We start from the raw sequence: 25,564 nt of genomic DNA, 5'->3' as shown, positions 1-25,564 counted from the left end.
CCGACGCGGTCGATCCCGGACATCCGGTGCCCGTCCGGCCCGTCCGGCATCGATGGGGTCGATAAGGCCGGCCGTTGCCCGCCCGGTTCCCCGAAAGCGTGACCCGGCCCGAGAAACGCCGTACAGAATGTGGCCAAGGGGACGGGGAACGGGGGGACGGGAATATGGACGTGAGGCGGCGATTGACGCTTCTGGCGGTGACCATCGCAGCCACACCGCTGGTCCTCGGCGGGTGTACCGCCGAGCGGAAGCCGGCGGCCGGGGCGGCGCCCGGTGGGCCGGCGGCCCCCACGGTGTCGGTGACGCCGGCCGATCGGGCGAAGGACGTACCGGTCAGCGCGGAGGTCGGCACCACCGTGAACAACGGGCGGGTGACCAGTGTGAAGCTCACCGACGACAAGGGGAGGTCCGTCGCCGGGGAGCCGCGGGAGGACGGGTCGAGCTGGGTGCCGGCGGCCCCGTTGAGTGGTGGCCGGACCTACACCGCGGAGGTGACCGCGACCGGTGACGCGGGCCGCACGACCGTCGGGCGCACCACGTTCACCACGGTGGCGAACACCACCCGGTCGGCGTTGACCAGCGTGCTCTACTTCGCCGGCAACCAGACGTACGGCACCGCGATGCCGGTGACGGTGGCGTTCGAACCGGCAGTTCCCACAGCGGCCAGAGCGGCCGTGCAGCGACGGTTGTTCGTGAAGACCGATCCGCCGCAGCCGGGCACCTGGTCGTGGCTGGAGGACGGCAGCCAGGTCTACTACCGCGCGCCCGACTTCTGGCGCAGCGGGACGACGATCAGTGTCCGGTCCGCGCTGGAGGGGCTGCCGATCGGCAAGGAGTACGTCGGTGACGCCGACCGGCGGTCCACCTCGAAGATCGGCCGGCAGGTCGCCCTGGACATCGACAACGCCACCAAGCAGATGTCGGTCTTCCAGGACGGCAAGCTGGTCCGCAGGATCCCGGTCAGTCTCGGCAAGCCGAGCACCCCGAGTTCCAGCGGCAAGATGGTGATCATGGAGAAGCACCAGCAGACCCGCTTCGACACCCGGGGTGAGCCCGACGGCGGCTATGTGGTCGACGTCGAGGACGCCCAGCGCCTCACCTGGGGCGGCGAGTTCATCCACGCCGCGCCGTGGTCGGAGGGGGACCAGGGCTACACCAACGTCTCGCACGGCTGCGCCAACGTGTCGTCCACCGCCGCCGACTGGCTGATGGGCGTCACCCAGGTCGGCGACCTGGTCACCGTGAAGGGCACCGAGGTGCCGCTGCGGCCGGGCAACGGCTGGACGGCCTGGAACACGGGCTGGGCCGAGTTCGCCAGGGGCAGCGCGCTGCCCGTACCGCCGGGGTTGAAGCCGGCGCCCGCCACCAGCCCGCCGCATCCGGGGGTGGTCGCCGGTGGCTCGTCGCCGGCTCCCGCGCCGTCGGCCAGCGGCGGCTGACCAGGCCCGGGCAGGTGTGGTACGCCGTGGTCGGCCCGTCGCGACGGGCCGACCACGGCGTACCGCGTGGGTCCACCCTGAGGAGGAGTCAGGGTCAGCTCCGGGGCGACCCTGGGACTACCCGGAAACCCGCCTCTGGCAGGGCGGAAACGTCGGAGGTGGGGGCTAGATTCGGGGCATGACGCAGGGAGAGGACCGGTTCCACGTGCGGCTCCGGGTGGCCGACGACGTGGTCGAGGTGCGCGTGGTGGGCGAGATCGACATCGCCACCGTCGGCGAGTTCCGGGTCGCCCTCTGGGCCGCACCGGTCCGTCCGCTGCTGCGGCTCGACCTCTCCGGTGTCCGGGTGCTCTCCGCCGCCGGGGTGCGGGCGTTGGTCGCCGCGCACCTGCGGGTCCGGGCCCGGGGCGGCGAGCTGGTCGTGGTCGACCCCGATCCGGTGGTCGCCCGGGTGCTGCGCGCCACCGGCCTGCACCGGATCATCGCGGTCCGGCACGGCGACGCCCCGGTCGGGGTCACGCACCGCCCCCTGGCCGCCTGCGCCTGACCGGCCACGCGCCCGCCCGCCTGCCCGCGTCGTATCGTGTCCGGCCGGCTCGTCGAGCCGGGTGTGACGTGGACTCGGGCCGCCCGGCACCTCGACGGCCGACGCCGCCGGCCCCGGGGCGGGCAGTCCGGCACCGGACCCCCGGGCACGGCACAGGACCCCCGGGCACGGCACAGGATCTCGGTAGGTGTGCCGGCGGGGCCGCCGGCCGGTGCCGGCGACCCCGCCGGTGGTCAGCGGACGCCGAGCAGGTCGACGACGAAGACCAGGGTCTCGTTCGGCTTGATGACCCCGCCCGCGCCCCGGCTGCCGTAGCCCAGGTGCGGCGGGATGGTGAGCCGGCGACGACCGCCGACCTTCATGCCCACCACGCCCTGGTCCCAGCCGGCGATGACCTGGCCGCCGCCGAGCGGGAACTCGAACGCCTCACCCCGGTTCCAGGAGGCGTCGAACTCGCGCCCGGTGGAGTGGGACACCCCGACGTAGTGCACGTTGGCCAGCTGGCCCGGCTGGGCCTCGGGGCCGTCGCCGACGGTGATGTCCTCGATGACGAGGTCGGCCGGGGGTGCGCCCTCGATCGGGCCGATCTCCGGCTTACCTGCCTGGGGCGTGTTCATTGCTGATCTCCTCGTCGTCGCACGATCGTCCGGTCGGTGTCGATCCTGCCCGATCGTGACGGACCTATTCCCGTAGGGCCCGACGCCGGACCCCACGGGCGGGGGTGGACGCGCGGCAGGGCGCCACCGTCGAGGTGGCGCCCCTGCCGGCCGGTCGGGTGCTCGCGGTCGGTTACCGGAGCCAGCCGAACCGGCGTACCAGCGGGAGGGTGGCCCAGACCCGGCCGAAGCCGAGGGTGTTCCCCGCGCCGACCAGGGCGAGACCGGCCAGCACCGCGGCGTAGATCAGGTGGTCGTCCATGAAGGGGTTGTTCTCGGGGGGCAGGACGGCGGTCCACATCAGCACCATGAGCAGGCCACCGGCGATCGCGGCGACCCGCATCCCGATGCCCAGCAGCAGGGCCACCCCGATGCCGGCCAGGCCGATCATGAACAGCCAGTCGGCCCAGGCCGCACCGGCGATGTCCTGGTAGAGCCCCTGGAACGGACCCTTCGCACCGAAGGCCAGGAAACCCTTGGTCGGGCTGCCGCCGTTGATCCAGGCGTTCTTCGTCGCGGTCTCGTGGCCGAGGCCGAACAGCTTGTCCAGGAAGGCCCAGAGGAAGATCCAGCCGAGGGCGATCCGGGTCCCGGCCCAGACGTAGCGGGCGGCGCGCTGCCGGGTGGTCTCGGTTCCGGCCACCGGTGCGGTCCCTGCGGTGGTGTTCCGCTCGATCGTCGCGGTCATGGTTCCCACGTCCCTTCTCTGCCTGGCACCGCACTTCCCGGTGGCAGTTACATTCCACGCCGTTCGCGGCCGTCCCGGCAGGGCCGACCGGTACGTGCCGGGGCGGGACCTAAGTCCCCTGCCACGGGCCTCCCGACGGGACCTTCGGCCTCCGCGGTACCGGTCCGTCCGCCTCTGCCCCGACCGGTCGGGCCGGCCCTAACGTCGGCCGGGAGAGCCCGAGGAGGTCGTGATGAGGACATGGCAGGTGGACGACGTGATGACCCGGGAGGTCGCCACGGTGGGGGAGGAGACCCCCTACCGGGCGATCGTCGACGTGCTGATCCGGCGCGGCATCAGCGCGGTGCCGGTGGTGGACGGCTTCCGGCGGGTGCTGGGGGTGGTGTCCGAGGCGGACCTGCTGCACAAGGTGGAGCACTCCGGGGTGCAGGAGGAACGGCGGGTCTTCGCCGGGCGACGTCGTCGGGTGTCCCGGGAGAAGGCCGAGGCGCTGCTGGCGAAGGAGCTGATGACCGCGCCGGCCGTCACCACCCACCCCGGGGCGTCGCTGCCGGCGGCGGCCCGGCTGATGGACCGGGAGGCGGTCAAGCGGCTACCGGTCCTCGACGACCTGGGCCGGCTGGTCGGCATCGTCACCCGCGGCGACCTGCTGCGGGTGCACCTGCGCACCGACGCCGAGATCCGCGAGGACGTGGTGCAGGAGGTGCTGCGGCGGGTGCTGGCCGTGCGGGACGGGCTGGTCACCGTACAGGTCCGCGACGGCGCGGTGCGGTTGGACGGCCGGCTGGACCGGCGGACCGACGCCGAGCTGGCGGAGAAACTCGCCGGCCAGGTCAGCGGCGTGGTCCAGGTCACCAGCACCATCGGGTACGACGTCGACGACGCCGGCCTGGTGGAGCGGGGGATCACCCCGGTGGCCTGACCGCCACCCGAGCACCCACCCGGGACGGATGGTCAGACCGGGGTGGCGAGTTGGGCGGTGAGCAGGGCGGGCGCCTCGGCCAGCGACGGGCCGTACCAGGTGAGGTGCCGGCCGGACACCAGCGCGCAGTCGATGCCGGGGAAGGCGTCCGGCCCGTCGTCGGCGGTGAACGCGTAGGGCTCGTCGGGCAGGACCACCAGGTCGGGCCGGCGGGCCCGCAGCGCGTCGAGGTCGGGGCGCGGATAGCGCTCGGGGTCGTCGTCGTAGAGGTTGACCACGCCGAGCCGGCGCAGTACGTCCCCGGCGAAGGTGTCCCCGCCGAGCACCACCCACGGCCGTCGCCACACCGGCACCACGGCCCGGCGTGCCCCGGCCCCGACGGCGGGTGCGGCCCAGGCCCGGCGGGCGTCGGTCAGCCAGCCCGGCTCCCCGGTCACCCCCAGCGCGGCGAGCACCCCGGCCAACTCGTCCAGGGCCTGCGGCACGGTACGCGGGTAGGTGACCAGCACCGGCACCCCGGCCGCGCTGAGCGCGTCGGCGTCGGCCCGCCGGTTCTCCTCCACGTTGAGCAGCACCAGGTCCGGCCGCAGCGCCCGGACCCGATCCAGGTCGGGGTACTTGCTGCCGCCGACCCGGGCCACGTCCAGACCCGACGGGTGCACACACCAGTCGGTCGCCCCTACCAGCAGTTCCGGCACTGTCACCGCCACCGCCTCGGTCAGCGACGGCACCAGCGAGACGACCCGCATCGTGTCCCCTACCGTGCTCAGTGGGCGGAGCTCGCGACGGTCTCCCGGGACACCGTAGCCATCGGTACGCCCTCCCGGGCCGCCCACTCGACGGCGTGCCGGACCTCGGCCACCGGCATCGGCCGCCGGTCGGTCACGGTGACCGCCGTGTGCACCGCGAAGGACACGAACGGGTACGACCGGGCCAGCCCGGCGACCGAGGTGTGCACCTGACCGGCCACCGCCAGCGCCTCCTCCCGGCTCAACGCGGGCAGGACCAGCAGGTACTCGTCGGGGGCGAGGCGGATCGCCCGGTCGAGCGGGCGCAGTGGGGCGGTCAGCGCGGCGATCACGGCCTGCGCCTCGCGGGCTGTGCTGCGGCGTCCGAAGCGTTCGGCGGCGCGGGCCGGGTCACCGATCCGGACCCCGATCAGGGCCACCGGCAGGGTGCCGGCGGCGGTCACCCCGTCCATTCCGGTCCAGCGGCGCAGGGTCGGCTCGTCCACCAGGCCCGGTGGTCCCGCGACCGGTTCGGCGGAACGTCCCGGCCCGCCACGGGGGGCCCGGTCGACGCGCTCGGCCATCAGCCGCAACGCCGCCTCCGCCCGGCTCTCACCGGGGGTCGCCGGCAGGTCCCTGACCCGGCGCAGCACCTGATCGATAGCGGTCAGCGCGGCCGGGGGGAGCCGGTCGCCGAGGTGCGCCCGCAGTCGGATCACCTCGTGCAGCGCCTCGTCCCGGCGGAACCCCCAGCGGCCGGCGAAGAGCCGGCCCTCCTCCAGCGTGTCGGCGGCCACCACCTCCCGCCGGTCCCGGGCCACCAGGCTGGCCCCGAAGCGGGGGGTCAGGGCCACCACGCTCCACTCCCGGGCCAGCTCCTCGGTCTCCTCCAGCGCCACCGGGTACGCCCCGTCGGGCAGCTCCGGCGGTGTCTGCCCGACCAGTCCGACCACGGTGACCGCCGCACCCGCGGCGATGCGTGTGTAGCGGGCCCGTTCCCGCTGGAAGTACGGCATCCGCTGGAACAGGGCGATCACCACCAGCGGGCCGTCCTCGGCGGTGGCCAGCGCCGACCGCTCGATGGCGTGGGAGACCGTGACGAGACTCCGCTTGGTCAACAGTTCCGGGGCCGGTCCGTCGTGCAGCACCCCGTGAGCGTAGAGATCCCGGTCGGGGCACACCAACCGCCTGGTGCGGGACCCGCCGCCCGCATCGACGGCCCGGATGCCGGGCTCATCGTCCGCTTCGACGGCCCAGTGCCGGCCCACCGCCCGGATCGACCGCTCGGCGACGGGTCCACCGGCCGCACCGACGAGGCGGGCACGGGGGTCGACGTCCTAGACTCGGCCGGTCACCTCTCCTGCCACGGACGGACCGACCCGACGATGACGCGTACCGCCACCGACGACGGGGCCCGGCTGCGGCCGGTTCCGGCCGGGGCCGCGCCGCTGTTCGTCCGGGCTGGCCAGGCGGTGTACCCCGCCCGTCGGCTCGGCGACCTGGTATCGCGGCGGCCGGCCGGGGTCACCGGGCACCAGTGGAGTTCGGCGTTGCGCGCGGAGTTCGACCACGTCGTCTGCGCGGCCGACACCGGCGTGCCACTGTTCGCCCTGACCGTCGGCCCGACCGCGCCGGCCGGCTCGGCGGGGCAGCGGACCGAGCGGATGGTCTCGGCGGTCTGCGCCGCCGTGGGCCTGCCGGTGCTGCGGATCGGCTCGCCGACGCTGCGGGCCGCCGACCACGGCCGACGGATCATCACGTACGTCATCGACGCCCGCGCCTACGCCGCCGGTGCCGGTGGCGACGACCCGGACGACAACCCGGTCGGTTACCGGGACATCGTCGGCCGGTTGCCCGACGGGCGCACCGGAGCGGTGAACGACCTCGGCGCGCTGTCCCGGGCGGCGGCCGTCGAGGCGTACGTGTCGCGGCGGCTCAGTGATCCGATCGTGCGCGGGCTGCACGTGCGGTGGCGCGACGGGACGGCCGAGGGGTGGAGCTGGGTCGAGGTGCGGCCCGGCCGCTGCCTGGTGGAGCGGGTCACCGTGTCCGAGGCGCGGTGGCACTGCGGGGTGGACCCCGCCCGACTGGCCGAGGACCTCGCGGCGGTGGCGGTGGGCGACCGGTTGCCGGTGGGTGACCGGCCGGCGGTGGCTGTGACCGACGAATCGGCCCTGCTCGACCGGGACGAGCTGCGCCGGCAGATCTGCGTGCTGCGGGACCGGCGCGACGAGTTGGCCACGCCGTTCGCCTTCGGTCACCTCTGCGGGGACTGACCCCTCCGGGAACGACCCGCCGTCATTTTCCGGCGACGTGTGGTGACAATCCGGCCCGGCCGAAAAATGGTCCCGGATTCCTCGATCCGCTTTGAACCTTCGTCCGGGCCGGCCCGTACCTAAGCGGGAATGGACAGGATCTTCCCAGCCGCGCCACCCGACGCGGCGGACGGTGCGGAAAGGCATCGTCGGCCATCGACGTGCGACCGGAACGTCGCAGTGACCCCGGTGGGGGAGACCGACCCGAAGGTCGTCTCCTCGTCGGGGACACGAGTCAGGTACCGGATCGAGAAGGAGAGCAATTCGATGCGCAGGTCCACAGGGGCACGCCGGTCGTCCGGTAACGCGCGGAGCAAGCGGCTGCTGGCGGCGGTCGGTGCGCTCGTCGTCTTCGGCGGCATCGCCGCCGTCACCCAGATCTCATCGGCCGGGGACAAGCCGAGGCAGCAGGCCCGCAACGTCTCGTCGGCCTGTGTCGCACCGAGCCCCGGCGCCACCTCGCCGAGCGGGCGGGGCAGCACCACCCAGACCTGGCAGAACGGCCGGTGGGTCCGCAACCACTGGGGTGACGGCCAGATGTCCGTCGCCGAGTGCCAGGCCGTCAAGGCCGGCAACGCGCCGGTGACCACGCTGGCCTCGACGGTGGCCTGCCCGGAGGTCACCCCCCGGTTGCCGCAGATCCCGGCCCAGGCCAAGGCCGAGGTGGACAAGGAACTCGCCCTACTGAAGACCCAGATCGACGACGCCAACAAGCGGCTGGCGGCCGAGGGGCGCAACGGCAAGGCGTTCATCGACAACGCGATCCTCGGCCCGCTGGCCGACAAGCGGCGGTCCGCCCTCAACCGGATCGCCACCGCGATCGGCCGGTTCGCCCAGCGCCCGCAGGGCCTGGAGCAGCTCGCCGGCTGCCAGGTCGCCGCCGCCGCCAACAACGGCGGCCAGAACGGTGGCAACAACAACGGCGGCCAGAACGGCAACAACGGCGGCCAGAACAACAACGGCGGCAACAACGGCAACAACGGCGGCCAGAACGGCGGCAACAACAACGGCGGCCAGAACGGCAACAACGGCAACGCCCTGGGCGTGCTCGCCAAGGACTGCGCCAACAGCCGGTTGCAGCCGCACGACGGCTTCCAGAACGGCAACCGCTGCGTCAGCACCGCGTTCGGCGAGGTCGGCGCGGCGGCCAACAACCCGTCGCTGCTGATCACGCAGTTCCCCAACCAGGTGCAGCGCAACCAGGCCTTCAGCCTGAAGGTCTCCACCCGCAACCTGGTCCGTGACCGGTTCCTGGCGGCCGGGCAGGGTGGCTACTACCTGGAGAGCTCGGTGCTCAACGGTCAGGGCCTCACCCGTGGTCACTTCCACACCGCCTGCCGGATGCTGCAGAACACCAACCAGGCCCCGTCGAACCCGCAGGACGTCCCGGCGTTCTTCGTGGCCACCGAGGACGGCAAGGGCGGCAACCAGTCCGACGACGTGACCATCCAGATCCCGGGCCTGCCGCAGTCGGGTACGGCGCAGTGCGCGGTCTGGGCCGGTGACGGTTCGCACCGGGTTCCGATGATGGAGCGGGCCAACCAGACCCCCGCCTTCGACGTGGTGCGCATCCGGGTCAACTGACCGGACAGACGACAAAGGCCACGGGCCGCCCCGGGGAACTCCCCGGGGCGGCCCGTGGCCTTTCGGGTGGGTCCACTTCTCCGGAGGCCGACGCTGAGGCCCGGTGCGGCCGGCGGGTGGCGATCCTGTTCCGGAGGCCCCGCGTTCCGGGCGGCCAGCGAAGCGACGCATTCCACGGCCCGCGGTGCGGTGTGTTCCGGGCGGCCCGCGGTGCGGGGCGTTCCGGGCGGCCAGGGCCGGGCGGGCCGGCAAGGGTTTTCGGTGACGGCGCAGCGGGTGGAAATTGTGGACACGGCGAAAAGCGCCGGGGTCGCCGCTGTTATCTCAGCGTGACCCCGGCGCGTCCGTTCGTGACCTGACCGCCCTCAGCGGCTCTTCCACGCCTCCACGACCGAGACCGGGATGCGGCCACGCTCGGAAATCTCGTGGCCGTTCTTGGTCGCCCATTCCCGGATGGCGCGGTTCTGCTCGCGGTCCATTCCCGAGACTCCGGCGCGAGCGGGGCGGCGAGCCGGCCGACCGGTCTCGACCGCGCCCCGCCCCATTCGGCGGCCAGCGGTGATGTACGCGTCGAGCGTCTTGCGCAGCACCCCCGCGTTCTCGTCGGAGAGATCGATGGTGTACGCCGCCCCGTCCAGGCTGAACTCGACGGTCCGATCGGCCTTTCCGCCGTCGAGGTCGTCGGTCAGAACGGTGATTACTTTCCTTGCCATCGCCATTACTCCCTGTGTTGAGCGGGGTGTGCTAAGAGTTTGACGTATCTGACGGCAAATCCGCAACAATACGCCTCTCTTTCATTTGACGGGTCGGGTCAATCCTGGGAAATCCGGGTCTGGCCAATGCTGGCCGAGGGTGGAGGTGCGGGCGGGATGTGTCCTGGGTCACATCCCGGAACACGGGGCACGGTTTGTGACTTGAGTGAGACACGCTCAACCTCAAGTGATGGCAGGTGTCCGATGGCAACCCTCGCGGTACTTCCCCTGACCGACGTCGTCCTGCTCCCCGGCATGGTCATCCCGGTGACCCTCGACCCGACCACCCAGGCCGCCGTCGACGCCGCCCGGGCCGGCGGCGACAACACCCTGCTCGCCGTACCCCGCATCGACGGCGAGTACGGCCCCGTCGGCACGATCGCCACCATCGAGAAGGTGGGCCGCCTCCCCGACGGCGAACCCGCCGCCGTGGTGCGTGGCCTGGCCCGTGCCCGGATCGGCTCCGGCGTCCCCGGACCCGGCGCCGCCCTCTGGGTGGAGGCCACCCGACTCGACGAACCCGCCCCCGCCGGCCGCGCCCGCGACCTGGCCCGCGAGTACCGCGCCCTGATGACCTCGGTCCTCCAGCAGCGGGGCGCCTGGCAGGTCATCGACGCGATGGAACGGATGACCGACCTGTCCGAGCTGGCCGACGCGGCCGGCTACGCGCCGTGGCTCAGCCTGGCGCAGAAGACCGAACTGCTCGCCGCTCAGGACGTCACCGCCCGGCTGGAGCTGCTCGTCGGCTGGGTGAAGGACCACCTGGCCGAACAGGAGGTCACCGAACAGATCACCAGTGACGTCCGGGAGGGGCTGGAGAAGTCCCAGCGGGAGTTCCTGCTCCGCCAGCAGCTCGCCGCGATCCGCAAGGAACTGGGCGAGGACGAGCCGGACGGCTCCGCTGACTACCGCTCCCGGGTGGAGACCGCCGACCTGCCGGACAAGGTCCGTGAGGCGGCGATGCGTGAGGTCGGCAAGTTGGAACGGGCCAGCGACGCCTCACCCGAGGCGGGGTGGATCCGCACCTGGCTGGACACGGTGCTGGAGATGCCGTGGAGCACCCGTACCGAGGACAACACCGACCTGGCGACGGCGCGGGCGGTGCTCGACGCCGACCACGCCGGCCTGGCCGACGTCAAGGACCGCATCCTGGAATACCTGGCGGTGCGCAACCGCCGTGCCGAGCGCAACCTCGGCGTGGTAGGCGGGCGCGGCTCCGGCGCGGTGCTCGCCCTCGCCGGCCCGCCCGGAGTCGGCAAGACCAGCCTCGGCGAGTCGGTGGCCCGCGCGCTGGGCCGCAACTTCGTCCGGGTCTCCCTCGGCGGCGTCCGCGACGAGGCCGAGATCCGTGGGCACCGGCGCACCTACGTCGGTGCGCTGCCCGGCCGGATCGTCCGCGCGCTGCGCGAGGCCGGCTCGATGAACCCGGTGGTGCTCCTCGACGAGGTCGACAAGCTCGCCGCCGGGTACGCCGGTGACCCGGCCGCCGCCCTGCTGGAGGTGCTCGACCCGGCCCAGAACCACACCTTCCGCGACCACTACCTCGAAGTCGACCTCGACCTGTCCGACGTGCTCTTCCTGGCCACCGCCAACGTGGTGGAGGCCATCCCCGGCCCGCTGCTGGACCGGATGGAACTGGTCACCCTGGACGGCTACACCGAGGACGAGAAGGTCGCCATCGCCCGCGACCACCTGCTGCCCCGGCAGCTCCAGCGGGCCGGCCTGACCGCCGACGAGGTGACCGTCACCGACGAGGTGCTGGCGCTGATCGCCGGCGAGTACACCCGGGAGGCCGGCGTCCGGCAGCTCGAACGGGCCCTGGCGAAGATCCTGCGCAAGGTCGCCGTGACCCTGACGACCGACCCGACCCCGGTCCGGGTGGACACCGACACCCTGGCCGGCTACCTGGGCCGGCCGAAGTTCACCCCGGAGTCGGCGGAGCGCACGGCGGTACCCGGCGTGGCCACCGGCCTGGCCGTCACCGGCGCCGGCGGTGACGTGCTCTTCATCGAGGCCACCAGCATGGACGGTGAGCCCGGGTTGACCCTCACCGGGCAACTCGGCGACGTGATGAAGGAGTCCGCCCACATCGCGCTGTCCTACCTGCGCGCCAACGGGCGGCGCTACGGCCTCGACCCGAACGTCCTGGCCGGACGCCGGATCCACCTGCACGTGCCGGCGGGCGCGGTGCCCAAGGACGGCCCGAGCGCCGGCATCACCATGGTCACCGCGCTGGCGTCCCTGGTGACCGGCCGGCCGGTACGGCCCGAGTTCGGGATGACCGGCGAGGTGACGCTGTCCGGGCGGGTGCTGCCCATCGGCGGGGTGAAGCAGAAGCTGCTCGCCGCGCACCGGGCCGGCCTGACCGAGGTGATCATCCCGGCCCGCAACGAGCCGGACCTCGACGACCTGCCCACCGAGGTACGCGAGGCGTTGACCGTGCACACCCTGGCCGACGTGGCCGACGTGCTCGCCCTGGCGTTGCGCCCGGCCGAGATCGACGCGGAGACGCTCGGCGGCCGGCCGGTCGGGGCCGCCTGACCGGCCTCGCCCGACCGCTTCCACGGCCCTCGGCGTCCCACCGGGCGTCGGGGGCCGTCAGGGCCGTAGCCTGACCATCCCCGTTACCGCATCCGCCACCACGGTGGCACCCCCCGGAGGCGACCGCCGATGAACCTGTTCCTGTGGATCCTGCAGATCCTGCTCGCCGCGCTCTTCGCCGGCGCGGGGCTGACCAAGCTGACCCAGCCCAAGGAGAAGTTGCGCGACCGGATGGGCTGGGTGGAGAACGTCCCGCCCACCCAGGTCAAGGCGCTCGGCGCGGTCGAGGTGCTGGCCGCGCTGGGACTGGTCCTGCCCGGCCTCACCGGCATCGCCACCGTGCTCACCCCGCTGGCCGCCGTCGGGCTGGTGATCGTGATGATCGGCGCGATCGTGGTGCACGCCCGCGCCAAGGAGCACCCCGGCACCGCGATGACCGTGGTGCTGCTGATCCTGGCGGCGATCGTCGCCTGGGGCCGCTTCGGGCCGTACCCGCTCTGACGAACGCGACCGGCCCGCGCCCCCGTCCTGGGGTGCGGGCCGGTGTCGCGTGTCGGGTCAGTGCCCCTCGCCGCCACGGTCGCGCCGTACGGTCGCCTTACGGCCCTTGATGGTGCTGTTGCGCAGCCCCGCGATCACCTCGTCGGCGACGCCCTGCGGCACCTCCACCAGGGAGAACCGGTCGGCGATCTCGATCGAGCCGATGTCGCGGCCACTCACCCGAGTCTCGCCGGTGATCGCACCGACCAGGTCCTGCGGGCGGACCCCGGCGCGGCGGCCCAGGCCGATGAAGACCTGCGCGGTGCCGCCCGTGCGGGGCCGGCCGCCACCGCGCCGGTCCCCGCCCCGGCTGTCGAACCCGGGCCGGGACTCCCGGGGCGGACGGACCGCCACCTGCGGGATCTCCTCGTCGTCGTCGGAGCCGGGCAGGGCCGCCTCGTGGGCCAGCTTGACGGCTGCCAGCGCCACCTCCATCAGGTCGAACTCGTCGGACAGTGACTCGACGATCACCCGGAACGGGTCCAGGTCGTCCTCCAGCAGGCTCTCCCGCAGCGCCGCCTGGGTCAACGCCAGCCGGCGGGTCCGCAGGTCGGCCACCGTCGGGATCTTGTCGATGGTGATCCGCTGGCCGGTGACCCGCTCGATGGTCTTGAGCATCCGGTGTTCCCGGGGCTCGGCGAGGGTGATCGCCACCCCCTCCCGACCGGCCCGGCCCACCCGGCCGATCCGGTGCACGTACGACTCCGGGGCCGACGGCACGTCGTAGTTGACCACGTGGGTGAGCTGCTCGACGTCCAGCCCACGGGCCGCCACGTCGGTGGCCACCAGCAGGTCGGCGGTGCCGGCGCGCAGCCGCCCCATCACCCGGTCCCGCTGCTCCTGGCTCATCCCGCCGTGCAGCGCCTCGGCCCGGTAGCCGCGCCCGTTCATCGTCTCGGTGAGCCGGTCCACCTCCTCCCGGCTGCGGCAGAACACGATCGCCGCCGTCGGCGACTCCACGTCCAGCACCCGGCCCAGCACCGCGGGCTTGTGCGCCCGGGTGACGATGTACGCGCTCTGCCGGACCCGGGGCGCCTCCCCGGCGACCGGCTGCTCCCGCCCGATCTGGATCCGCTCCGGGTCGGTCAGGTGCTTGCGGGCCAGGCCGTCGATCCGGGCCGGCATGGTGGCCGAGAAGAGCACCGTCTGGCGCTGCGCGGGCGCGTGCTCCAGGATCGCCTCGATGTCCTCGGCGAAGCCCATGTCGAGCATCTCGTCGGCCTCGTCCAGCACCACCGTGGCCAGCGCGCCCAACCGCAGGGTGCCCCGGGCGATGTGGTCCAGCGCCCGGCCGGGGGTCGCCACCACCACGTCCACGCCCAGGTCCAGGGCGCGCAGTTGACGGCCGATCGGCTGGCCGCCGTAGATCGGCAGCACCCGGGCCCCGAGGTCCTTGCCGTACCGGTGGAACGCCTCGGAGACCTGCACGGCCAGTTCCCGGGTGGGCACCAGCACCAGCGACACCGGGTCACCGCCGGAGCGGTCGTCCGGCATCCGCTGCAACAGGGGCAGGGCGAACGCGGCGGTCTTGCCCGTACCGGTCGCCGCCTGCCCGAGCAGGTCCCGTCCCGCCAGCAGCAGCGGGATCGCCTCGCGCTGGATGGGGGTGGGCTCCTCGTAGCCGAGCGCGGCGAGCGCGCCCAACAGCTCGGCGCGCAGCCCGAGATCGACGAAGGCGGGTACGCCGTCGGAGTCGTCGGGCGCGGAGAGGTCGGTCGGTGTAGGTGCGGAACTCATGGGACAAAGTTTTCCATCATCCCCGTCGGGCCGTCGCGCCGACCGGCCCCACCGTGCCGACCGGCACAGCCGCGCCCGCCCGCCGGCTAGCCTGACGGGCGTGCGTACGGTGGAACTGCTCTGCTGCCCGGTGCTGGAGGAGACGGTCCGCACCGCGTGGGACAGGCTGGCCGGGGCGGGGCTGCCCAGCCTGGCCCGGCACGGCCACCCGACGAACCGGCCGCACCTGACGCTGGCCGCCGTCGAGGCGTTCCCGCCCGGCGCGGTCGACCGGCTCGCCGGTCTCTTCGATGCCGCGCTGCCCCTGCCGGTCCGGCTGGAACGGGTGGCGGTGCTCGACGGCAGCGCGCCGCTGGTCTGGTTGGTCCGGCCCACGGCGGAGCTGACCGCCCTGCACGGGGCCGTCTGGGCGGCACTGGACGGCGCGGACGGGCAGCGGCCCTGGCACGCCCCGGGGAACTGGGTGCCGCACCTGAGCCTCGCGCTGCGCTTCCGCGACCACGACCGGCGGCGGGCCCGCGCGGTGGTCGGCGGTGACCGGCCGGAGGGCCGGTTCGTGGCGGCACGCAGCTACGACGGCGACACCCGGACCGTCCGGCCGTTGGGCGGTGACTTCCCGGCGGACTGACGGTGGTCTATGGTGGGCGGAGCGCTCCCGTCGACGGTCCATCCGACCGCCCGGCGGGTCACTGCTGCGCCGGTCCGGTCGGGTGTCACTGCCATCCCCACCGGAAGAGGCCCCATGCCCCACCATGTCCGACGGCGTCCGGTCGCGCTCGCGGCTGCCGCCCTGCTCGCCCTCGGCGGGCTCGCGGCTGTGCCGCAGCTCGCCTCCGCCGCCCCCGACCCCGGCTCACCGGTCAAGGTCAACCAGGTCGCCTACGTGCCGGGGCTGCCCAAGCAGGCCACCGTCGTGAACTCCGCGAACTCCCCGCTCGGCTGGACGCTGCGCAACGCCGGCGGCGCCACGGTCGCCTCCGGGCAGACCACGGTACGGGGCACCGACGCGCTCTCCGGCGACCCGGTGCACATCGCGGACTTCTCGGCCTACGACACCCCGGGCACCGGCTACGTGCTGTCGGTGGGCGGGAGCAACAGCTACCCCTTCGACATCTCGGCCGACCCGGTGCGCCGGCTGCGCGGTGACTCGCTGGCGTTCTTCTACCACCAGCGCAGCGGCACCCCGATCGACGCCCAGTACGTCGGTTCCCGCTACGCCCGCCCGGCCGGGCACGTCAACGTCGCCCCCAACCGGGGGGACAACAACGTGCCGTGCCGCACCTCCTGCGGTTACACCCTGGACGTGCGCGGTGGCTGGTACGACGCCGGTGACCAGGGCAAGTACGTGGTCAACGGCGGCCTGTCCACCTGGCAGCTGCAGAACATCTACGAGCGCACGCTGTACGTGAACGGGGCCGACAAGTCCGCCGTCGCCGACGGCACGCTGGCCATCCCCGAGCGGTCCAACGGGGTGCCGGACGTGCTCGACGAGTCCCGCTGGGAGTTGGAGTTCCTGCTCAAGATGCAGGTGCCGGACGGCCGGACCAACGCCGGCATGGTGCACCACAAGATCCACGACCAGAACTGGACCGCGCTGCCCACCCGTCCGGAGCTGGACAGCGAGCCCCGGCTGCTCTCCCCGGTGAGCACCGCCGCCACCCTCAACATGGCGGCGGTGGCGGCCCAGGCGTCCCGGCTGTGGAAGCCGTTCGACGCCTCCTTCGCCTCCCGGGCCCTGGCCGCCGCCGAGAAGGCGTACGCCGCGGCGAAGGCCAACCCGAACCGGCTCGCCCCCGCCACCGACAACACCGGCGGCGGCGCGTACGAGGACAACACCGTCACCGACGAGTTCTACTGGGCGGCTGCCGAGCTGTACGCCACCACCGGCTCGACGGGCTACCGCAACGACCTGAGCAGCTCCCCACACGCCCGGGGAGCGGGCTTCACCCGGGGCGCGTACGACTGGAGCTGGACGGCCGGGCTGGGTGACACCACCCTCGTGCTGGTGCCGACCGGCCTGGCCAGCGGCGACGTGAGCGCGATCCGGTCGGCGATCGTCGGTTTCGCCGACCGGATGCTCGCCCAGATCGCCAACCAGGGCTACCCGGCCCCGGGCAGCGGCAACGGCACGTACTACTGGGGTTCCAACGGCGCGGTCGCCAACAACGCCAATGTGCTCGCCCTGGCCTACGACCTGACCCGCACGACGCGGTACCGCAACGGCGCCTTCGCCGCCTACGACTACCTGCTCGGCCGCAACCCGCTCAACCAGTCCTACGTGGCCGGGTACGGGGACAAGCCGGTGCGCAACCTGCACCACCGGTTCTGGGCCAACCAGAACGACGGCTCGCTGCCCACCGCGCCGCCCGGCTCGCTCTCCGGCGGCCCGAACAGCGAGTTGCAGGACCCGGTCGTGCAGGCCCAGCTCGGTGGCTGCAAGCCGCAGAAGTGCTTCATCGACGACATCGGCGCGTACTCGGTCAACGAGGTGGCGATCAACTGGAACGCGGCGCTGGCCTGGCTGGTGCACTGGGCGGCCGAGCAGGCCGGCAGCGGCACCGGCCCGGACCCGACGCCGACCCCCACGGTGACGCCGCCGCCGACCACCACGCCGCCCCGCCGACCACCACGCCGCCGCCGACCACCACGCCGCCGCCGGCCGGCGGGTGCGCGGTGACCTACTCGGCGAACAGCTGGAGCACCGGCTTCACCGGCAGCGTCACGTTGGCCAACACCAGCGCGGCGGCCTGGTCGTCGTGGCGGTTGACGTTCCGGTTCACCGGTAACCAGCAGATCAGCCAGGGCTGGTCGGGCCGGTTCAGCCAGAGCGGCAGCGAGGTCACGGTGACCAACGAGAGCTACAACGGCGCGGTCGCGCCGAACGGCTCGGTCAACCTCGGCTTCAACGCCACCTACAGCGGCACCAACGCGACCCCGACCGGGTTCGCGGTGAACGGGACGGCCTGCACCCTGCGCTGACCCGCGCCCGCACCGGGCCGCCCGTCGCACGTCGACGGGCGGTCCGGTCACGGTCCCGTACGGGCCCCGGCCGGTGCGGGACCGGGCGACGCCGCCGGCCGTGTGTCGCCCTTCGGGGGCTGTGGGAGGAATGCTCGGTCTCCACCGGTTCACCACGGTTACGGTGCCCTCAGGTTCATCCGCACCGTGTCGCACCGGGAGAGGACCGACCATGCGCGTGCCCAGCCGAAGCCCCGGCCCCCAACCCGGCGTCACCCCGCCCGCCCCGGCCCGGCGGACGCCCGCCCCGACCCGTCCCGTGCGGCCGGCCGCCCCCGACCTCGACGCCTACCGGCAGGCGGTCGCCGAGCTGCTGGTCGAGGTCGGCGCGCTCGCGGGGACCGCCGGCACCGCCGCCCGTCAGGTGCTGCTCGACCAGCGGCTGCGCGAGCCGGCGATCGCCGACGTGCTCGACGCCACCGGGCAGGGGGTGCTGGGCGCCCGGGAGACCCTGCTGCTGGAGTTGGCCCGCCACCAGCCCGACCGGCCCGCCCCGGGCCCCGACCTGACCGCCCTGGTCCGGATCTACCTGCTGTCCCGCATCGACCTGATGTGGTGGCGGGACACGACGGCCCTGGCGACCGACGAGCAGGTCGACACGCACCCCGACCTGATCGACCTGGAATGGCTGCGCCGTCGTGGTCTGCTCGGCTTCCGCTACCGGGAACAACCGGGAAGCGTCCTGGGCCGGGGGGTGCGCGCCGTCCGGGGCCGGCTGCTGCCGGATACCGCCCCGCCCACCGCCGGTGTGCCGTTGCGCCGGACCCGCCGCGAGGTCGTCGCGCTCCTCAACGACCTGGCCCGGGAGTTCGCCCGGTCCGCCCCGCCCGGCACCCCGCCGCTGTGGGTGACCAACCTGGCCCACAGCGCCGAACACCGGTACCGGCTGCGCCGGCTCGGCCAGCCGGCCATGCTGCCCAGCGGCCACTGCCTCGGCTGGGCGGTGGACCTGGAACTGGCCTGGTACGCCCGGTTCGGCGCGCGGGACGTGCTGGCCGAGATCCTGCTGGCCCGGCAGGCCGCCGGTGAGCTGAACGTCATCGACGAGGGTCCCGCCTGGCACGTCTGCCTGGCCCCCGCCGCCCGCGCCCGGCTGCGCTCGGCGTACGAGGCCGAGATGGGGATCTGAACGCCGACCGTGCCCACGCGGGCGGGACACCGCCGCCGGGTCAGCCGACGACCAGCAGGGCGAGCACCGCGGCGACGGTGCCGAGCACCGCGACCACCGCGCTGGTCGCCACGAACCGGCCCAGCGGCACGGTCACCCCGGCGGCGCGGCAACGCTCGAACCACAGCAGGGTCGCCAGCGACGCCCACGGCACCGCCAGCGGGCCGACGTTGGTGCCGATCAACAGCGCCAGCAGCCGGGTCCCGTCTCCGGGTGGGAGCACCGCCTCACCGGCCAGGTAGGCGGGCAGGTTGTTGACCAGGTTGGCCAGTAACGCCCCGGTGCCCCCGGCGCGCAGCGCCCCCACCGTGCCCCCGGCGTCCCCGAGCAGCACGGAGACCAGGTCGTCCAGCCCGTGCCGGCCGAGGGTCTGCACCACCAGGAACAGGCCGGTCACGAAGACCAGCAGCCGCCAGGGCAGCAGCGCCGGGCGCAGGGTCCGCCGGGACCGGACCGCGAAGCCGACCACCACCAGCCCGGCGGCGACGGCGGCGGCCACCCCGATCTCCACCCCGGCCAGGATGCCGGCGACGAGCAGCAGACAGCCGGCGACCGCCGTGCCGAACAGCAGCCGGTCCGCCGGCCGGTGCGGTGGGGGAGGGGTGAACCGGTCGGCGTCGCGCCGCCCCCGCCGCCAGTACCACAGCCACAACCCCGCCATGGTCACCCCGATCGCCGCGACCTGCGGCAACGCCATCCGGGCCGCGTACGCCGCCGGGGTCAGCGCGATCCGGTCGGCGGCGAGCAGGTTGGTCAGGTTCGACACCGGCAACAGCAGGCTGGCGGTGTTGGCCAACCAGACCGTGGTCATCGCCAGCGGCCCCGGGGCGGTGCCCAGCCGGCGGGCCAGCGCGATCATCACGGGGGTGAGCAGGACCGCGGTGGTGTCCAGGTTGAGGGCGATGGTGGTGAGCGAGGCGAACCCGACGCAGAGCAGGAACAGGCCGGCGAAGCTGCCCCGCGCGGCGATCGCCAGCCGGGTGGCCAGCACGTCGAACACCCCGGCGACGGCGGTCAGCTCGGCGAGCACCACGACCGCGCCGAGGAAGAGCAGCAGTGGCAGGATGCGGTGCAGGGTCGCCGCGGCGTCGGCCCGGGGCAGCAGCCCGGTGGCCACCGCGCCGAGGCCCAGCAGGGCCAGCCCGATCGCCACCCGGTCCAGCGGGTGCAGCCTCGGACGGCGGTGCCGTCGGGTCGGTACGGGCGGTGTCCCGCCGGCAGGTGTCACGGCGCACGATCCTCGCACAGCCGGCCCTGCTCCGACGCCGGTTGGCCGCAACTGCCCGCCCGACGACCCCGTACCGGTGGGCCCGACATCGACGTGCGCGGTTCCCGCCACGGTGGACATCCCGGCACGGCTGCCCTAGCGTTCAGGAGATATGCGCAGGATGCTGCTGGGGGCCGGACTGGCCCTGTCGCTCGTCGCCACCGGCTGTGCCCAGGCCACCCCGACGGATCGGGCCACCCCGACCGAATCGGACCGGACCGCCTCGGCATCGGCGTCCGCGAGCCCGCCGGTCGCCTCCCGGCAGGACCCGGAGCAGGCCCGGCGTACGCTGGACAGCCTGCGCAAGGTCGACGACCTGCCGCTCTACGAGATGACCTACGTCGGTGGCTACGACCCGACGGTGGGCACCGACGCCCGGCCGGACACCGGCCCGTTCGGCTGCTCGTTGTTCGTCGCCTCCGGTGACCCGGCCCGGCCGTTGTTCGCCCGCAACTTCGACTGGGACGCCAACCCGGCGATGGTGCTGCGCACCGACCCACCCGAGGGCTACGCCTCGGTCTCCCTGGTCGACCTGTCCTACCTGGGGGTGGGCCCGGACCCGACCGGGGACCGCCGGCTGCTCGACGCGCCGTTGCTGCCCTTCGACGGGATGAACGAGCGGGGGCTGGCCGTCGGGCTGGCCGCCGACGACAACGCCACCGCGAAGCCGGTGCCGGGCCGGCCCACCGTCGGGTCGGTGCGCATCCTCCGGTTGGTGCTGGACCGGGCGGCCACGGTGGACGAGGCGGTGGCGCTGTTCGGCCGGCACAACCTCGACTTCGACGGCGGGCCCCCACTGCACTACCTGCTCGCCGACGCGGGCGGCCGGTCGGCGGTGGTCGAGTTCGTCGACGGGACGATGCGGGTGCAGCGGGGGCAGGGGCGGTGGCAGGCGCTGACCAACGTGCCGGTGGTCGACGTACCCGAGCAGCAGCGTCGCCGCGACCGCCGCTACGGCGTCCTCGCGGCGGCGCTGGACGCGGCCGACGGCCGGGTCGACCCGACGGCGGCGCTGCGCCTGCTGGACCAGGTCCGGCAGGGGCACACCCGCTGGTCGGTGACGTACGGGCTGCGTGACGGTGAGGTCCGGCTGGTCACCGTGGCCGGCGGTGGCACGGAACGCCGTTACCAGTTGCCGATCCGCTGACCCCGCCACCCGCGCGTCCCTGCACGCACGGCGTCCCTGCACCACGAACGGCCCGGCCCCAGCGGGCCGGGCCGTTCGTCGTCGGTTGGTCGGGCTACCAGCTCAGGTAGCCGGCCTGGGTCTGCACGTTCAGCTCGGGCATCCGGACCAGGTCGGCCGTCCAGGTGCGCCAGTCGTTGAGCTTGAGCACGTCCAGCCCTTTCTGGATGTCGCTGGAGTAGATGTGCCCGTTGTAGTAGTAGGTCGACCAGGCGCCGCCGGTGGTGAGCTGGGTGTCCGACAGCGGCCCGCGCTCCCAGAAGCCGATCTCCTTTGGCCGGGTCGAGTCGGTGAAGTCCCAGACCGAGACCCCGCCCTGGTACCACGCCTGCACCATGATGTCCTTGCCGAGTACGGGGATCAGCGAGCCGTTGTGGGCCACGCAGTTCTCGGTGTCGGCGTTGGTGCGGGGGATCTTGTAGTAGCTGCGGAAGACCATCGTGCGGGCGTCGCCCCGACCGGTGATGTCGTAGACGGCGTCCGCGCCCCGGTTCGGGCCGACGATCTCGTTGCAGGTGGCCGCGCCGCCGCCGCCGAGTTCGTCGGTGAACACCACCTTGGTCCCGGCGTTGTTGAACGTCGCCGAGTGCCAGAACGCGAAGTTCGCCGTGTCCCGCACCCGGTTGATCACCCGGGGTGCCTCCCGGTCGCGGATGTCGAGCAGGACGCCGTCGCCCATGCACGCCCCGGCGGCCAGGTCCTTGGCCGGGTAGGCGGTGATGTCGTGGCAGCCGGTGGTGGCCGAGGTCTGCCCGGGGATGCCCTCGTAGCCGCCGTCGGGGAAGAGGTTCGGGGTGGCCACCACCGACGCCTCGGTGGGCTTGTGCACCGGGACCTTCACGATGGAGATCGAATCGTGCGGCGGCTGGCAGTCGGGGAAGTCGGCCCGGGGGCTGTACGACGACACGTACAGGTAGACGGCCCTGCGGTCCTTGCCGGGGACGAGGGTGTGGGTGTGTGAGCCGCAGGCGGTCTCCACCGACTTGACGTAGCGCGGGTTGGCCTTGTCGCTGATGTCGAAGACCTTGATGCCCTCCCAGGACTCCTTCACCGTCGCCGGTTGGCTCGCGCTGGCGCACGAGTCGTCGGTGCGGGACGAGTCGGTGGAGAGGAAGAGCAGGTCGCCGTAGACCGAGATGTCGTTCTGCGAGCCGGGGCAGAGCACCTGCGACACGATCTTCGGGGCGCTGGGGCGGCCGATGTCGTAGACGACGAAGCCGTTGTAGTTGCCGACGAAGGCGTACCGGCCCTGGAAGGCCATGTCGGTGCCGAGCGCGCTGGTGGTGTCGAACGGCGCCTGCTTGGGCAGGTTGGCGACCTGGCGCAGGTTGGGGCTGCTGGAGATCTCGTCGACGTCGAGGCCGGGGGCCGCCGGCGTCCCGCTCTCCGTCGCGGTGGCCGGTGCGGCGTTGCCTGCCGGGCTGGTGGCGACGCTCGCCACCAGCAGGCCGGCGGCGACCACGCTGACGATCTTCAACTGCCGTGGTCGGGGCAGGGGGAACCTGATCATCGGCGGAACCCTTCGAAAGGGGACGATGCGTGCCTGACACCTTACCGGCCAGTGATGACAGTTGATGTGATTCGCGCCACATCAATCTGCGGTGATGAATGGATACGATCGCGTCGACCTCGACCGGAGGGGGAGTCGCATGACCGGCCCACGTGGACGCGTCCTGCTCGCCGTCACAGTCGCCGCCGCCGTCCTGGTGTCGGTCGGGGTGGCCCTGCGCCCCGACGACCGGCCGTCCCCGGCGGCCCAGGGCCGCACGGCCACCCCGACGCCGACCCTCCCGACGGACGCTCCGGCGGTGATCGTGCCCGGCCGGCCGGGCGAACCCGCCGTGACCCGGCCCGCACAGGAGGTCCGCGAGCCCGGCACGCCCCGGTACAACACCCTCGACGTCTGGTTCGTGCGGATGATGATCCCGCACCACCAGCAGGCCCTCCAGTTGGCCGCGCTGGCCCCCGACCGGGCCGCCAGCGCCCAGGTCAAGGCGATCGCCGCGCGGATCCGGGGTGCCCAGGCACCCGAGGTCGGGCTGCTGCGCGGCTGGCTCGACGCCCGTGGCCTGGCCGCCGAGGCACCCGGCCACGAGCACGGCCGGATGCCGGGCATGCAGACCCCCGAGGCGATCCGGCAGCTCACCGACGCCCGGGGCGTCGCCTTCGACCGGCTCTTCGTGCGCCTGATGACCGCCCACCACGAGGGCGCGGTGACGATGGCCACCCAGTTGCTCTCCGCCGGAGCCGACCAGCAACTCAACGAGTTCGCCACCGCGGTGGCGACCGAGCAGACCGTGGAGATGACCCGGCTACGCGAGCTGCTCTGAGCCCCGGCCGGGCCAGGGCCCGCATCGACCCCGAACGGGGCACTACGCTCGGTCACCGTGAGCCGTACCCTCTTCGGTCGCCCGCTGCGCGGCGTCGCCTTCGACGTCTGCGTCAGCGCGCTGGTGGTGCTCTTCACCCTGGTCACGGCGGCAGCCCAACCCGGCCTGTCGGCCCAGCCCGGTGGCTGGCCGTCCGCGCTGGTCGGCCTGGCCATGGCGGTGGCCCTGCTGTTCCGGCGCGGCCACCCGTCGCTGGTCGCGGTGCTCGTCGCCGGGCTGGCGTTGACCCAGGTGGTCGCCGGCTGGGGTCCGCTGGCCTACGACGTCGCCGTGCTGATCGCCCTCTACAGCGTGGTCAAGTACGCCGACCGGCTGCGCGACGGCATGCTGGCCGGTGCCGTCGCCGCCGTCGGGGTGCTGCTGGCCGCCTCGCAGGCCCAGACCAACGTTGCCTGGTGGGCCCCCGCGATCTACTTCGGGCTGATCACCGGCGGGGTGTGGCTGGCCGCGTTGAACGTCCGCACCCGCCGCCTCTACGTGCTCAGCCTGGAGGAACGGGCCGCCACGCTGGAACGCGAGCGGGAGGCCGAGGCCCGCGCGGCGGTGGTCGGCGAACGGGCCCGGATCGCCCGCGAGCTGCACGACGTGGTGGCCCACAGCATGGCGGTGATGATCGTGCAGGCCGACGGGGCCCGCCTGCTGTTCGACCGGGAGCCGGAGACCGCCCGGCAGGCGGTGAAGGTGGTCGCCGACACCGGCCGGCAGGCACTGGAGGAGATGCGGCGGTTGGTCGACGTGCTGCGCGAGCCCAGCCCACCGGAGCCGACCACCGGCCCGGGCGCGGTCACCCCGAGCACCGAACCGGAACGCCGCCGCGCCACCGTCGCCGAGCTGCCCGCACTGGTGGGCCGGTTCCGCGACGCCGGTCTGCGGGTCGAGTACCTTGCCAGGGAGGTGCCGGCCACCCTGCCACCCGGGCTCGACCTCACCGTCTACCGGGTGGTGCAGGAGGCCCTCACCAACGCCCTCAAGCACGCCGGGGTCGGCGCGCACGCCACGGTCGCGCTGGGCGTCGACGACGGGCTGGTGGTCCGGGTGAGCGACGACGGGCGCGGACGCCCGCCGACCCGGCCGGCGCCCTCCGGCGGCCACGGCCTGGTCGGGATGCGCGAGCGGGTCGGCGTGTACGACGGCCGGCTCACCGCCGGACCCCGTACCGGTGGCGGGTGGCAGGTCGAGGTACGGCTGCCGCTACCGTCGACCCCGGACCCGGAGGTGATCGCGGCATGACGGTACGAGTGGTGATCGTGGACGACCAGGCGCTGGTGCGGGCCGGCTTCCGGATGGTGCTGGACTCCCAGCCTGACCTGACGGTCGTCGGCGAGGCGATCGACGGGGCGGACGCGTTGCGGGTGCTGGCCGGGGTCCAGGCCGACGTGGTGGTGATGGACCTGCGGATGCCGACCATGGACGGGGTGGAGGCGACCCGCCGCATCTGTGCCGCCTCCGCCGACGGCCGGCCCCGGGTGCTGGTGCTGACCACCTTTGACACCGAAGCGGACGCGTTCGCCGCGCTGCGCGCCGGGGCCAGCGGGTTCCTGCTCAAGAACGTGCCACCGGAGGAGTTGCTGGCGGCCATCCGGGTGGTCGCCGAGGGCGACTCGGTGGTCGCCCCGTCGATCACCCGCCGGCTGCTCGACCGGTTCGCCGACCGGCTCGGCCCCGCCCCCACCGAGGACCCGCGCCTGGCCCAGCTCACCGACCGGGAGCGGGAGATCCTGCTGCTGGTCGCGCAGGGCCTGGCCAACGCCGAGATCGCCGCCCGGGTGCACGTCGCCGAGGCGACGGTGAAGACCCACGTCGGCCGGATCCTGGCCAAGCTCCAGCTCCGCGACCGGGTCCAGGTGGTGGTCCTGGCCTACGAGAGCGGCCTGGTCACCCCGGGCGGCTGAGCCCGGGTACGACCTGGGGCGTACGGGTGTCCCGGTTCGGGGCGACCTGTGGCGGAGTCGGCCCGAGCGGGCGGGTGGACGCCGGGCGGCGGGCCGCTGCCTAGCGTCGGAGGGGACCGCACCACGCCGACCGGGAGTGCCCATGTCCGTGCCCACCGTCGCCCACCCCGCGCCCCACCCACCCACCGTCGCCG

23 protein-coding genes are annotated in these 25,564 nt (G+C 73.5%); 15 read left to right on the top strand and 8 right to left on the bottom strand.

Features of this window, described 5'->3' with window-relative positions; all coding sequences use genetic code 11:
- Window positions 1-164: 164 nt before the first annotated feature.
- Both J7462_RS05525 and J7462_RS05520 read left to right on the top strand, forming a co-directional pair.
- Complete coding sequence (locus J7462_RS05525) at window positions 165-1,439, top strand: Ig-like domain-containing protein (protein ID WP_219462387.1); 1,275 nt, start codon at window positions 165-167, stop codon at window positions 1,437-1,439.
- Window positions 1,440-1,617: 178 nt separating this feature from the next.
- On the top strand, window positions 1,618-1,986 hold the full coding sequence (locus J7462_RS05520; protein WP_208570693.1) for an STAS domain-containing protein: 369 nt from the start codon (window positions 1,618-1,620) through the stop codon (window positions 1,984-1,986).
- 233 nt (window positions 1,987-2,219) lie between these two features.
- On the opposite strand, the gene J7462_RS05515 is transcribed toward J7462_RS05520, so the two are convergent.
- Both J7462_RS05515 and J7462_RS05510 read right to left on the bottom strand, forming a co-directional pair.
- Window positions 2,220-2,603 carry an FKBP-type peptidyl-prolyl cis-trans isomerase gene (locus tag J7462_RS05515; RefSeq protein ID WP_208570694.1) on the bottom strand — a complete coding sequence of 128 codons (384 nt, stop codon included), beginning with the start codon at window positions 2,601-2,603 and terminating at the stop codon, window positions 2,220-2,222.
- Between the two features lie 172 nt (window positions 2,604-2,775).
- Window positions 2,776-3,339: a DoxX family membrane protein gene (locus J7462_RS05510; RefSeq protein WP_219462385.1), complete on the bottom strand. Its 564-nt coding sequence runs from the start codon at window positions 3,337-3,339 to the stop codon at window positions 2,776-2,778.
- A 223-nt stretch (window positions 3,340-3,562) separates the two neighbouring features.
- On the opposite strand from J7462_RS05510, the gene J7462_RS05505 reads away from it, so the two are divergent.
- Entirely contained in the window at window positions 3,563-4,252 is a 690-nt protein-coding gene (locus J7462_RS05505; protein ID WP_219462383.1) for a CBS domain-containing protein, read from the top strand.
- A 32-nt stretch (window positions 4,253-4,284) separates the two neighbouring features.
- Here the strand turns inward: J7462_RS05505 and J7462_RS05500 are convergent, their stop codons facing one another.
- Together J7462_RS05500 and J7462_RS05495 are read right to left on the bottom strand one after the other, a co-directional pair.
- Window positions 4,285-5,001, bottom strand: a complete 717-nt coding sequence (locus tag J7462_RS05500) for a helical backbone metal receptor (RefSeq protein ID WP_219462379.1) — start codon at window positions 4,999-5,001, stop codon at window positions 4,285-4,287.
- Window positions 5,002-5,018: 17 nt separating this feature from the next.
- Entirely contained in the window at window positions 5,019-6,128 is a 1,110-nt protein-coding gene (locus tag J7462_RS05495) for a DICT sensory domain-containing protein (protein ID WP_308290769.1), read from the bottom strand.
- Window positions 6,129-6,131: 3 nt separating this feature from the next.
- Here J7462_RS05495 and J7462_RS05490 point away from each other — a divergent pair, with 3 nt between their 5' ends.
- Both J7462_RS05490 and J7462_RS05485 read left to right on the top strand, forming a co-directional pair.
- A complete protein-coding gene (locus tag J7462_RS05490; protein WP_308290768.1) occupies window positions 6,132-7,256 on the top strand; it encodes a hypothetical protein in 1,125 nt (374 codons plus the stop codon).
- 306 nt (window positions 7,257-7,562) lie between these two features.
- Window positions 7,563-8,879 carry a hypothetical protein gene (locus J7462_RS05485; protein WP_219462377.1) on the top strand — a complete coding sequence of 439 codons (1,317 nt, stop codon included), beginning with the start codon at window positions 7,563-7,565 and terminating at the stop codon, window positions 8,877-8,879.
- 365 nt (window positions 8,880-9,244) lie between these two features.
- Here the strand turns inward: J7462_RS05485 and J7462_RS05480 are convergent, their stop codons facing one another.
- Window positions 9,245-9,592 carry an Lsr2 family protein gene (locus J7462_RS05480; RefSeq protein ID WP_208570699.1) on the bottom strand — a complete coding sequence of 116 codons (348 nt, stop codon included), beginning with the start codon at window positions 9,590-9,592 and terminating at the stop codon, window positions 9,245-9,247.
- Between the two features lie 243 nt (window positions 9,593-9,835).
- Here J7462_RS05480 and lon point away from each other — a divergent pair, with 243 nt between their 5' ends.
- Window positions 9,836-12,172 (top strand): endopeptidase La, encoded by a 2,337-nt coding sequence (gene lon, locus J7462_RS05475; RefSeq protein ID WP_219462376.1) that lies wholly within the window; start codon window positions 9,836-9,838, stop codon window positions 12,170-12,172.
- Between the two features lie 129 nt (window positions 12,173-12,301).
- A complete protein-coding gene (locus tag J7462_RS05470) occupies window positions 12,302-12,673 on the top strand; it encodes a DoxX family protein (RefSeq protein WP_208570701.1) in 372 nt (123 codons plus the stop codon).
- A gap of 57 nt (window positions 12,674-12,730) precedes the next feature.
- Here the strand turns inward: J7462_RS05470 and J7462_RS05465 are convergent, their stop codons facing one another.
- Window positions 12,731-14,449: a DEAD/DEAH box helicase gene (locus tag J7462_RS05465; protein ID WP_219462374.1), complete on the bottom strand. Its 1,719-nt coding sequence runs from the start codon at window positions 14,447-14,449 to the stop codon at window positions 12,731-12,733.
- A 100-nt stretch (window positions 14,450-14,549) separates the two neighbouring features.
- Here J7462_RS05465 and J7462_RS05460 point away from each other — a divergent pair, with 100 nt between their 5' ends.
- From J7462_RS05460 to J7462_RS05450, 4 genes are all read left to right on the top strand, one after another.
- On the top strand, window positions 14,550-15,077 hold the full coding sequence (locus tag J7462_RS05460) for a 2'-5' RNA ligase family protein (RefSeq protein WP_219462372.1): 528 nt from the start codon (window positions 14,550-14,552) through the stop codon (window positions 15,075-15,077).
- 114 nt (window positions 15,078-15,191) lie between these two features.
- Entirely contained in the window at window positions 15,192-17,126 is a 1,935-nt protein-coding gene (locus J7462_RS05455; protein ID WP_255597591.1) for a glycoside hydrolase family 9 protein, read from the top strand.
- Complete coding sequence (locus J7462_RS31840; protein WP_308290767.1) at window positions 17,123-17,428, top strand: cellulose binding domain-containing protein; 306 nt, start codon at window positions 17,123-17,125, stop codon at window positions 17,426-17,428. Before J7462_RS05455 ends, J7462_RS31840 begins: the two co-directional genes overlap by 4 nt.
- A gap of 211 nt (window positions 17,429-17,639) precedes the next feature.
- Window positions 17,640-18,596, top strand: a complete 957-nt coding sequence (locus J7462_RS05450) for a hypothetical protein (protein ID WP_219462370.1) — start codon at window positions 17,640-17,642, stop codon at window positions 18,594-18,596.
- A 40-nt stretch (window positions 18,597-18,636) separates the two neighbouring features.
- Here J7462_RS05450 and J7462_RS05445 read toward each other — a convergent pair whose 3' ends face one another.
- On the bottom strand, window positions 18,637-19,863 hold the full coding sequence (locus J7462_RS05445; RefSeq protein WP_308290766.1) for an SLC13 family permease: 1,227 nt from the start codon (window positions 19,861-19,863) through the stop codon (window positions 18,637-18,639).
- Window positions 19,864-20,023: 160 nt separating this feature from the next.
- Between J7462_RS05445 and J7462_RS05440 the strand changes: the two genes are divergently transcribed.
- Entirely contained in the window at window positions 20,024-21,049 is a 1,026-nt protein-coding gene (locus tag J7462_RS05440) for a linear amide C-N hydrolase (protein WP_255597590.1), read from the top strand.
- A 94-nt stretch (window positions 21,050-21,143) separates the two neighbouring features.
- Here the strand turns inward: J7462_RS05440 and J7462_RS05435 are convergent, their stop codons facing one another.
- Window positions 21,144-22,598, bottom strand: a complete 1,455-nt coding sequence (locus tag J7462_RS05435; RefSeq protein WP_219462364.1) for an LVIVD repeat-containing protein — start codon at window positions 22,596-22,598, stop codon at window positions 21,144-21,146.
- A 139-nt stretch (window positions 22,599-22,737) separates the two neighbouring features.
- Between J7462_RS05435 and J7462_RS05430 the strand changes: the two genes are divergently transcribed.
- From J7462_RS05430 to J7462_RS05420, 3 genes are read left to right on the top strand one after another with little or no spacing between them, the layout of a single operon-like run.
- Window positions 22,738-23,418: a DUF305 domain-containing protein gene (locus tag J7462_RS05430; RefSeq protein ID WP_219462362.1), complete on the top strand. Its 681-nt coding sequence runs from the start codon at window positions 22,738-22,740 to the stop codon at window positions 23,416-23,418.
- A gap of 57 nt (window positions 23,419-23,475) precedes the next feature.
- A complete protein-coding gene (locus J7462_RS05425) occupies window positions 23,476-24,708 on the top strand; it encodes a sensor histidine kinase (protein WP_219462360.1) in 1,233 nt (410 codons plus the stop codon).
- A complete protein-coding gene (locus J7462_RS05420; protein WP_219462358.1) occupies window positions 24,705-25,370 on the top strand; it encodes a response regulator transcription factor in 666 nt (221 codons plus the stop codon). Before J7462_RS05425 ends, J7462_RS05420 begins: the two co-directional genes overlap by 4 nt.
- Window positions 25,371-25,564 lie beyond the last annotated feature (194 nt).

Origin of the sequence: Micromonospora sp. RL09-050-HVF-A, assembly GCF_019374995.1 — a bacterium.
Lineage (GTDB): Bacteria > Actinomycetota > Actinomycetes > Mycobacteriales > Micromonosporaceae > Micromonospora > Micromonospora antibiotica.
This window is presented reverse-complemented; position numbering and strand designations above follow the sequence as displayed.

Excerpts from the sequence above, each read along its gene's own strand:
- J7462_RS05525 (WP_219462387.1), top strand. The coding sequence starts at position 165 with ATGGACGTGAGGCGGCGATTGACGCTTCTGGCGGTGACCATCGCAGCC.
- J7462_RS05520 (WP_208570693.1), top strand. The coding sequence starts at position 1,618 with ATGACGCAGGGAGAGGACCGGTTCCACGTGCGGCTCCGGGTGGCCGAC.
- J7462_RS05515 (WP_208570694.1), bottom strand. The coding sequence starts at position 2,603 with ATGAACACGCCCCAGGCAGGTAAGCCGGAGATCGGCCCGATCGAGGGC.
- J7462_RS05505 (WP_219462383.1), top strand. The coding sequence starts at position 3,563 with ATGAGGACATGGCAGGTGGACGACGTGATGACCCGGGAGGTCGCCACG.
- J7462_RS05500 (WP_219462379.1), bottom strand. The coding sequence starts at position 5,001 with ATGCGGGTCGTCTCGCTGGTGCCGTCGCTGACCGAGGCGGTGGCGGTG.
- J7462_RS05485 (WP_219462377.1), top strand. The coding sequence starts at position 7,563 with ATGCGCAGGTCCACAGGGGCACGCCGGTCGTCCGGTAACGCGCGGAGC.
- J7462_RS05480 (WP_208570699.1), bottom strand. The coding sequence starts at position 9,592 with ATGGCAAGGAAAGTAATCACCGTTCTGACCGACGACCTCGACGGCGGA.
- lon (WP_219462376.1), top strand. The coding sequence starts at position 9,836 with ATGGCAACCCTCGCGGTACTTCCCCTGACCGACGTCGTCCTGCTCCCC.
- J7462_RS05470 (WP_208570701.1), top strand. The coding sequence starts at position 12,302 with ATGAACCTGTTCCTGTGGATCCTGCAGATCCTGCTCGCCGCGCTCTTC.
- J7462_RS05465 (WP_219462374.1), bottom strand. The coding sequence starts at position 14,449 with ATGAGTTCCGCACCTACACCGACCGACCTCTCCGCGCCCGACGACTCC.
- J7462_RS05455 (WP_255597591.1), top strand. The coding sequence starts at position 15,192 with ATGCCCCACCATGTCCGACGGCGTCCGGTCGCGCTCGCGGCTGCCGCC.
- J7462_RS05450 (WP_219462370.1), top strand. The coding sequence starts at position 17,640 with ATGCGCGTGCCCAGCCGAAGCCCCGGCCCCCAACCCGGCGTCACCCCG.
- J7462_RS05440 (WP_255597590.1), top strand. The coding sequence starts at position 20,024 with ATGCTGCTGGGGGCCGGACTGGCCCTGTCGCTCGTCGCCACCGGCTGT.
- J7462_RS05435 (WP_219462364.1), bottom strand. The coding sequence starts at position 22,598 with ATGATCAGGTTCCCCCTGCCCCGACCACGGCAGTTGAAGATCGTCAGC.
- J7462_RS05430 (WP_219462362.1), top strand. The coding sequence starts at position 22,738 with ATGACCGGCCCACGTGGACGCGTCCTGCTCGCCGTCACAGTCGCCGCC.
- J7462_RS05420 (WP_219462358.1), top strand. The coding sequence starts at position 24,705 with ATGACGGTACGAGTGGTGATCGTGGACGACCAGGCGCTGGTGCGGGCC.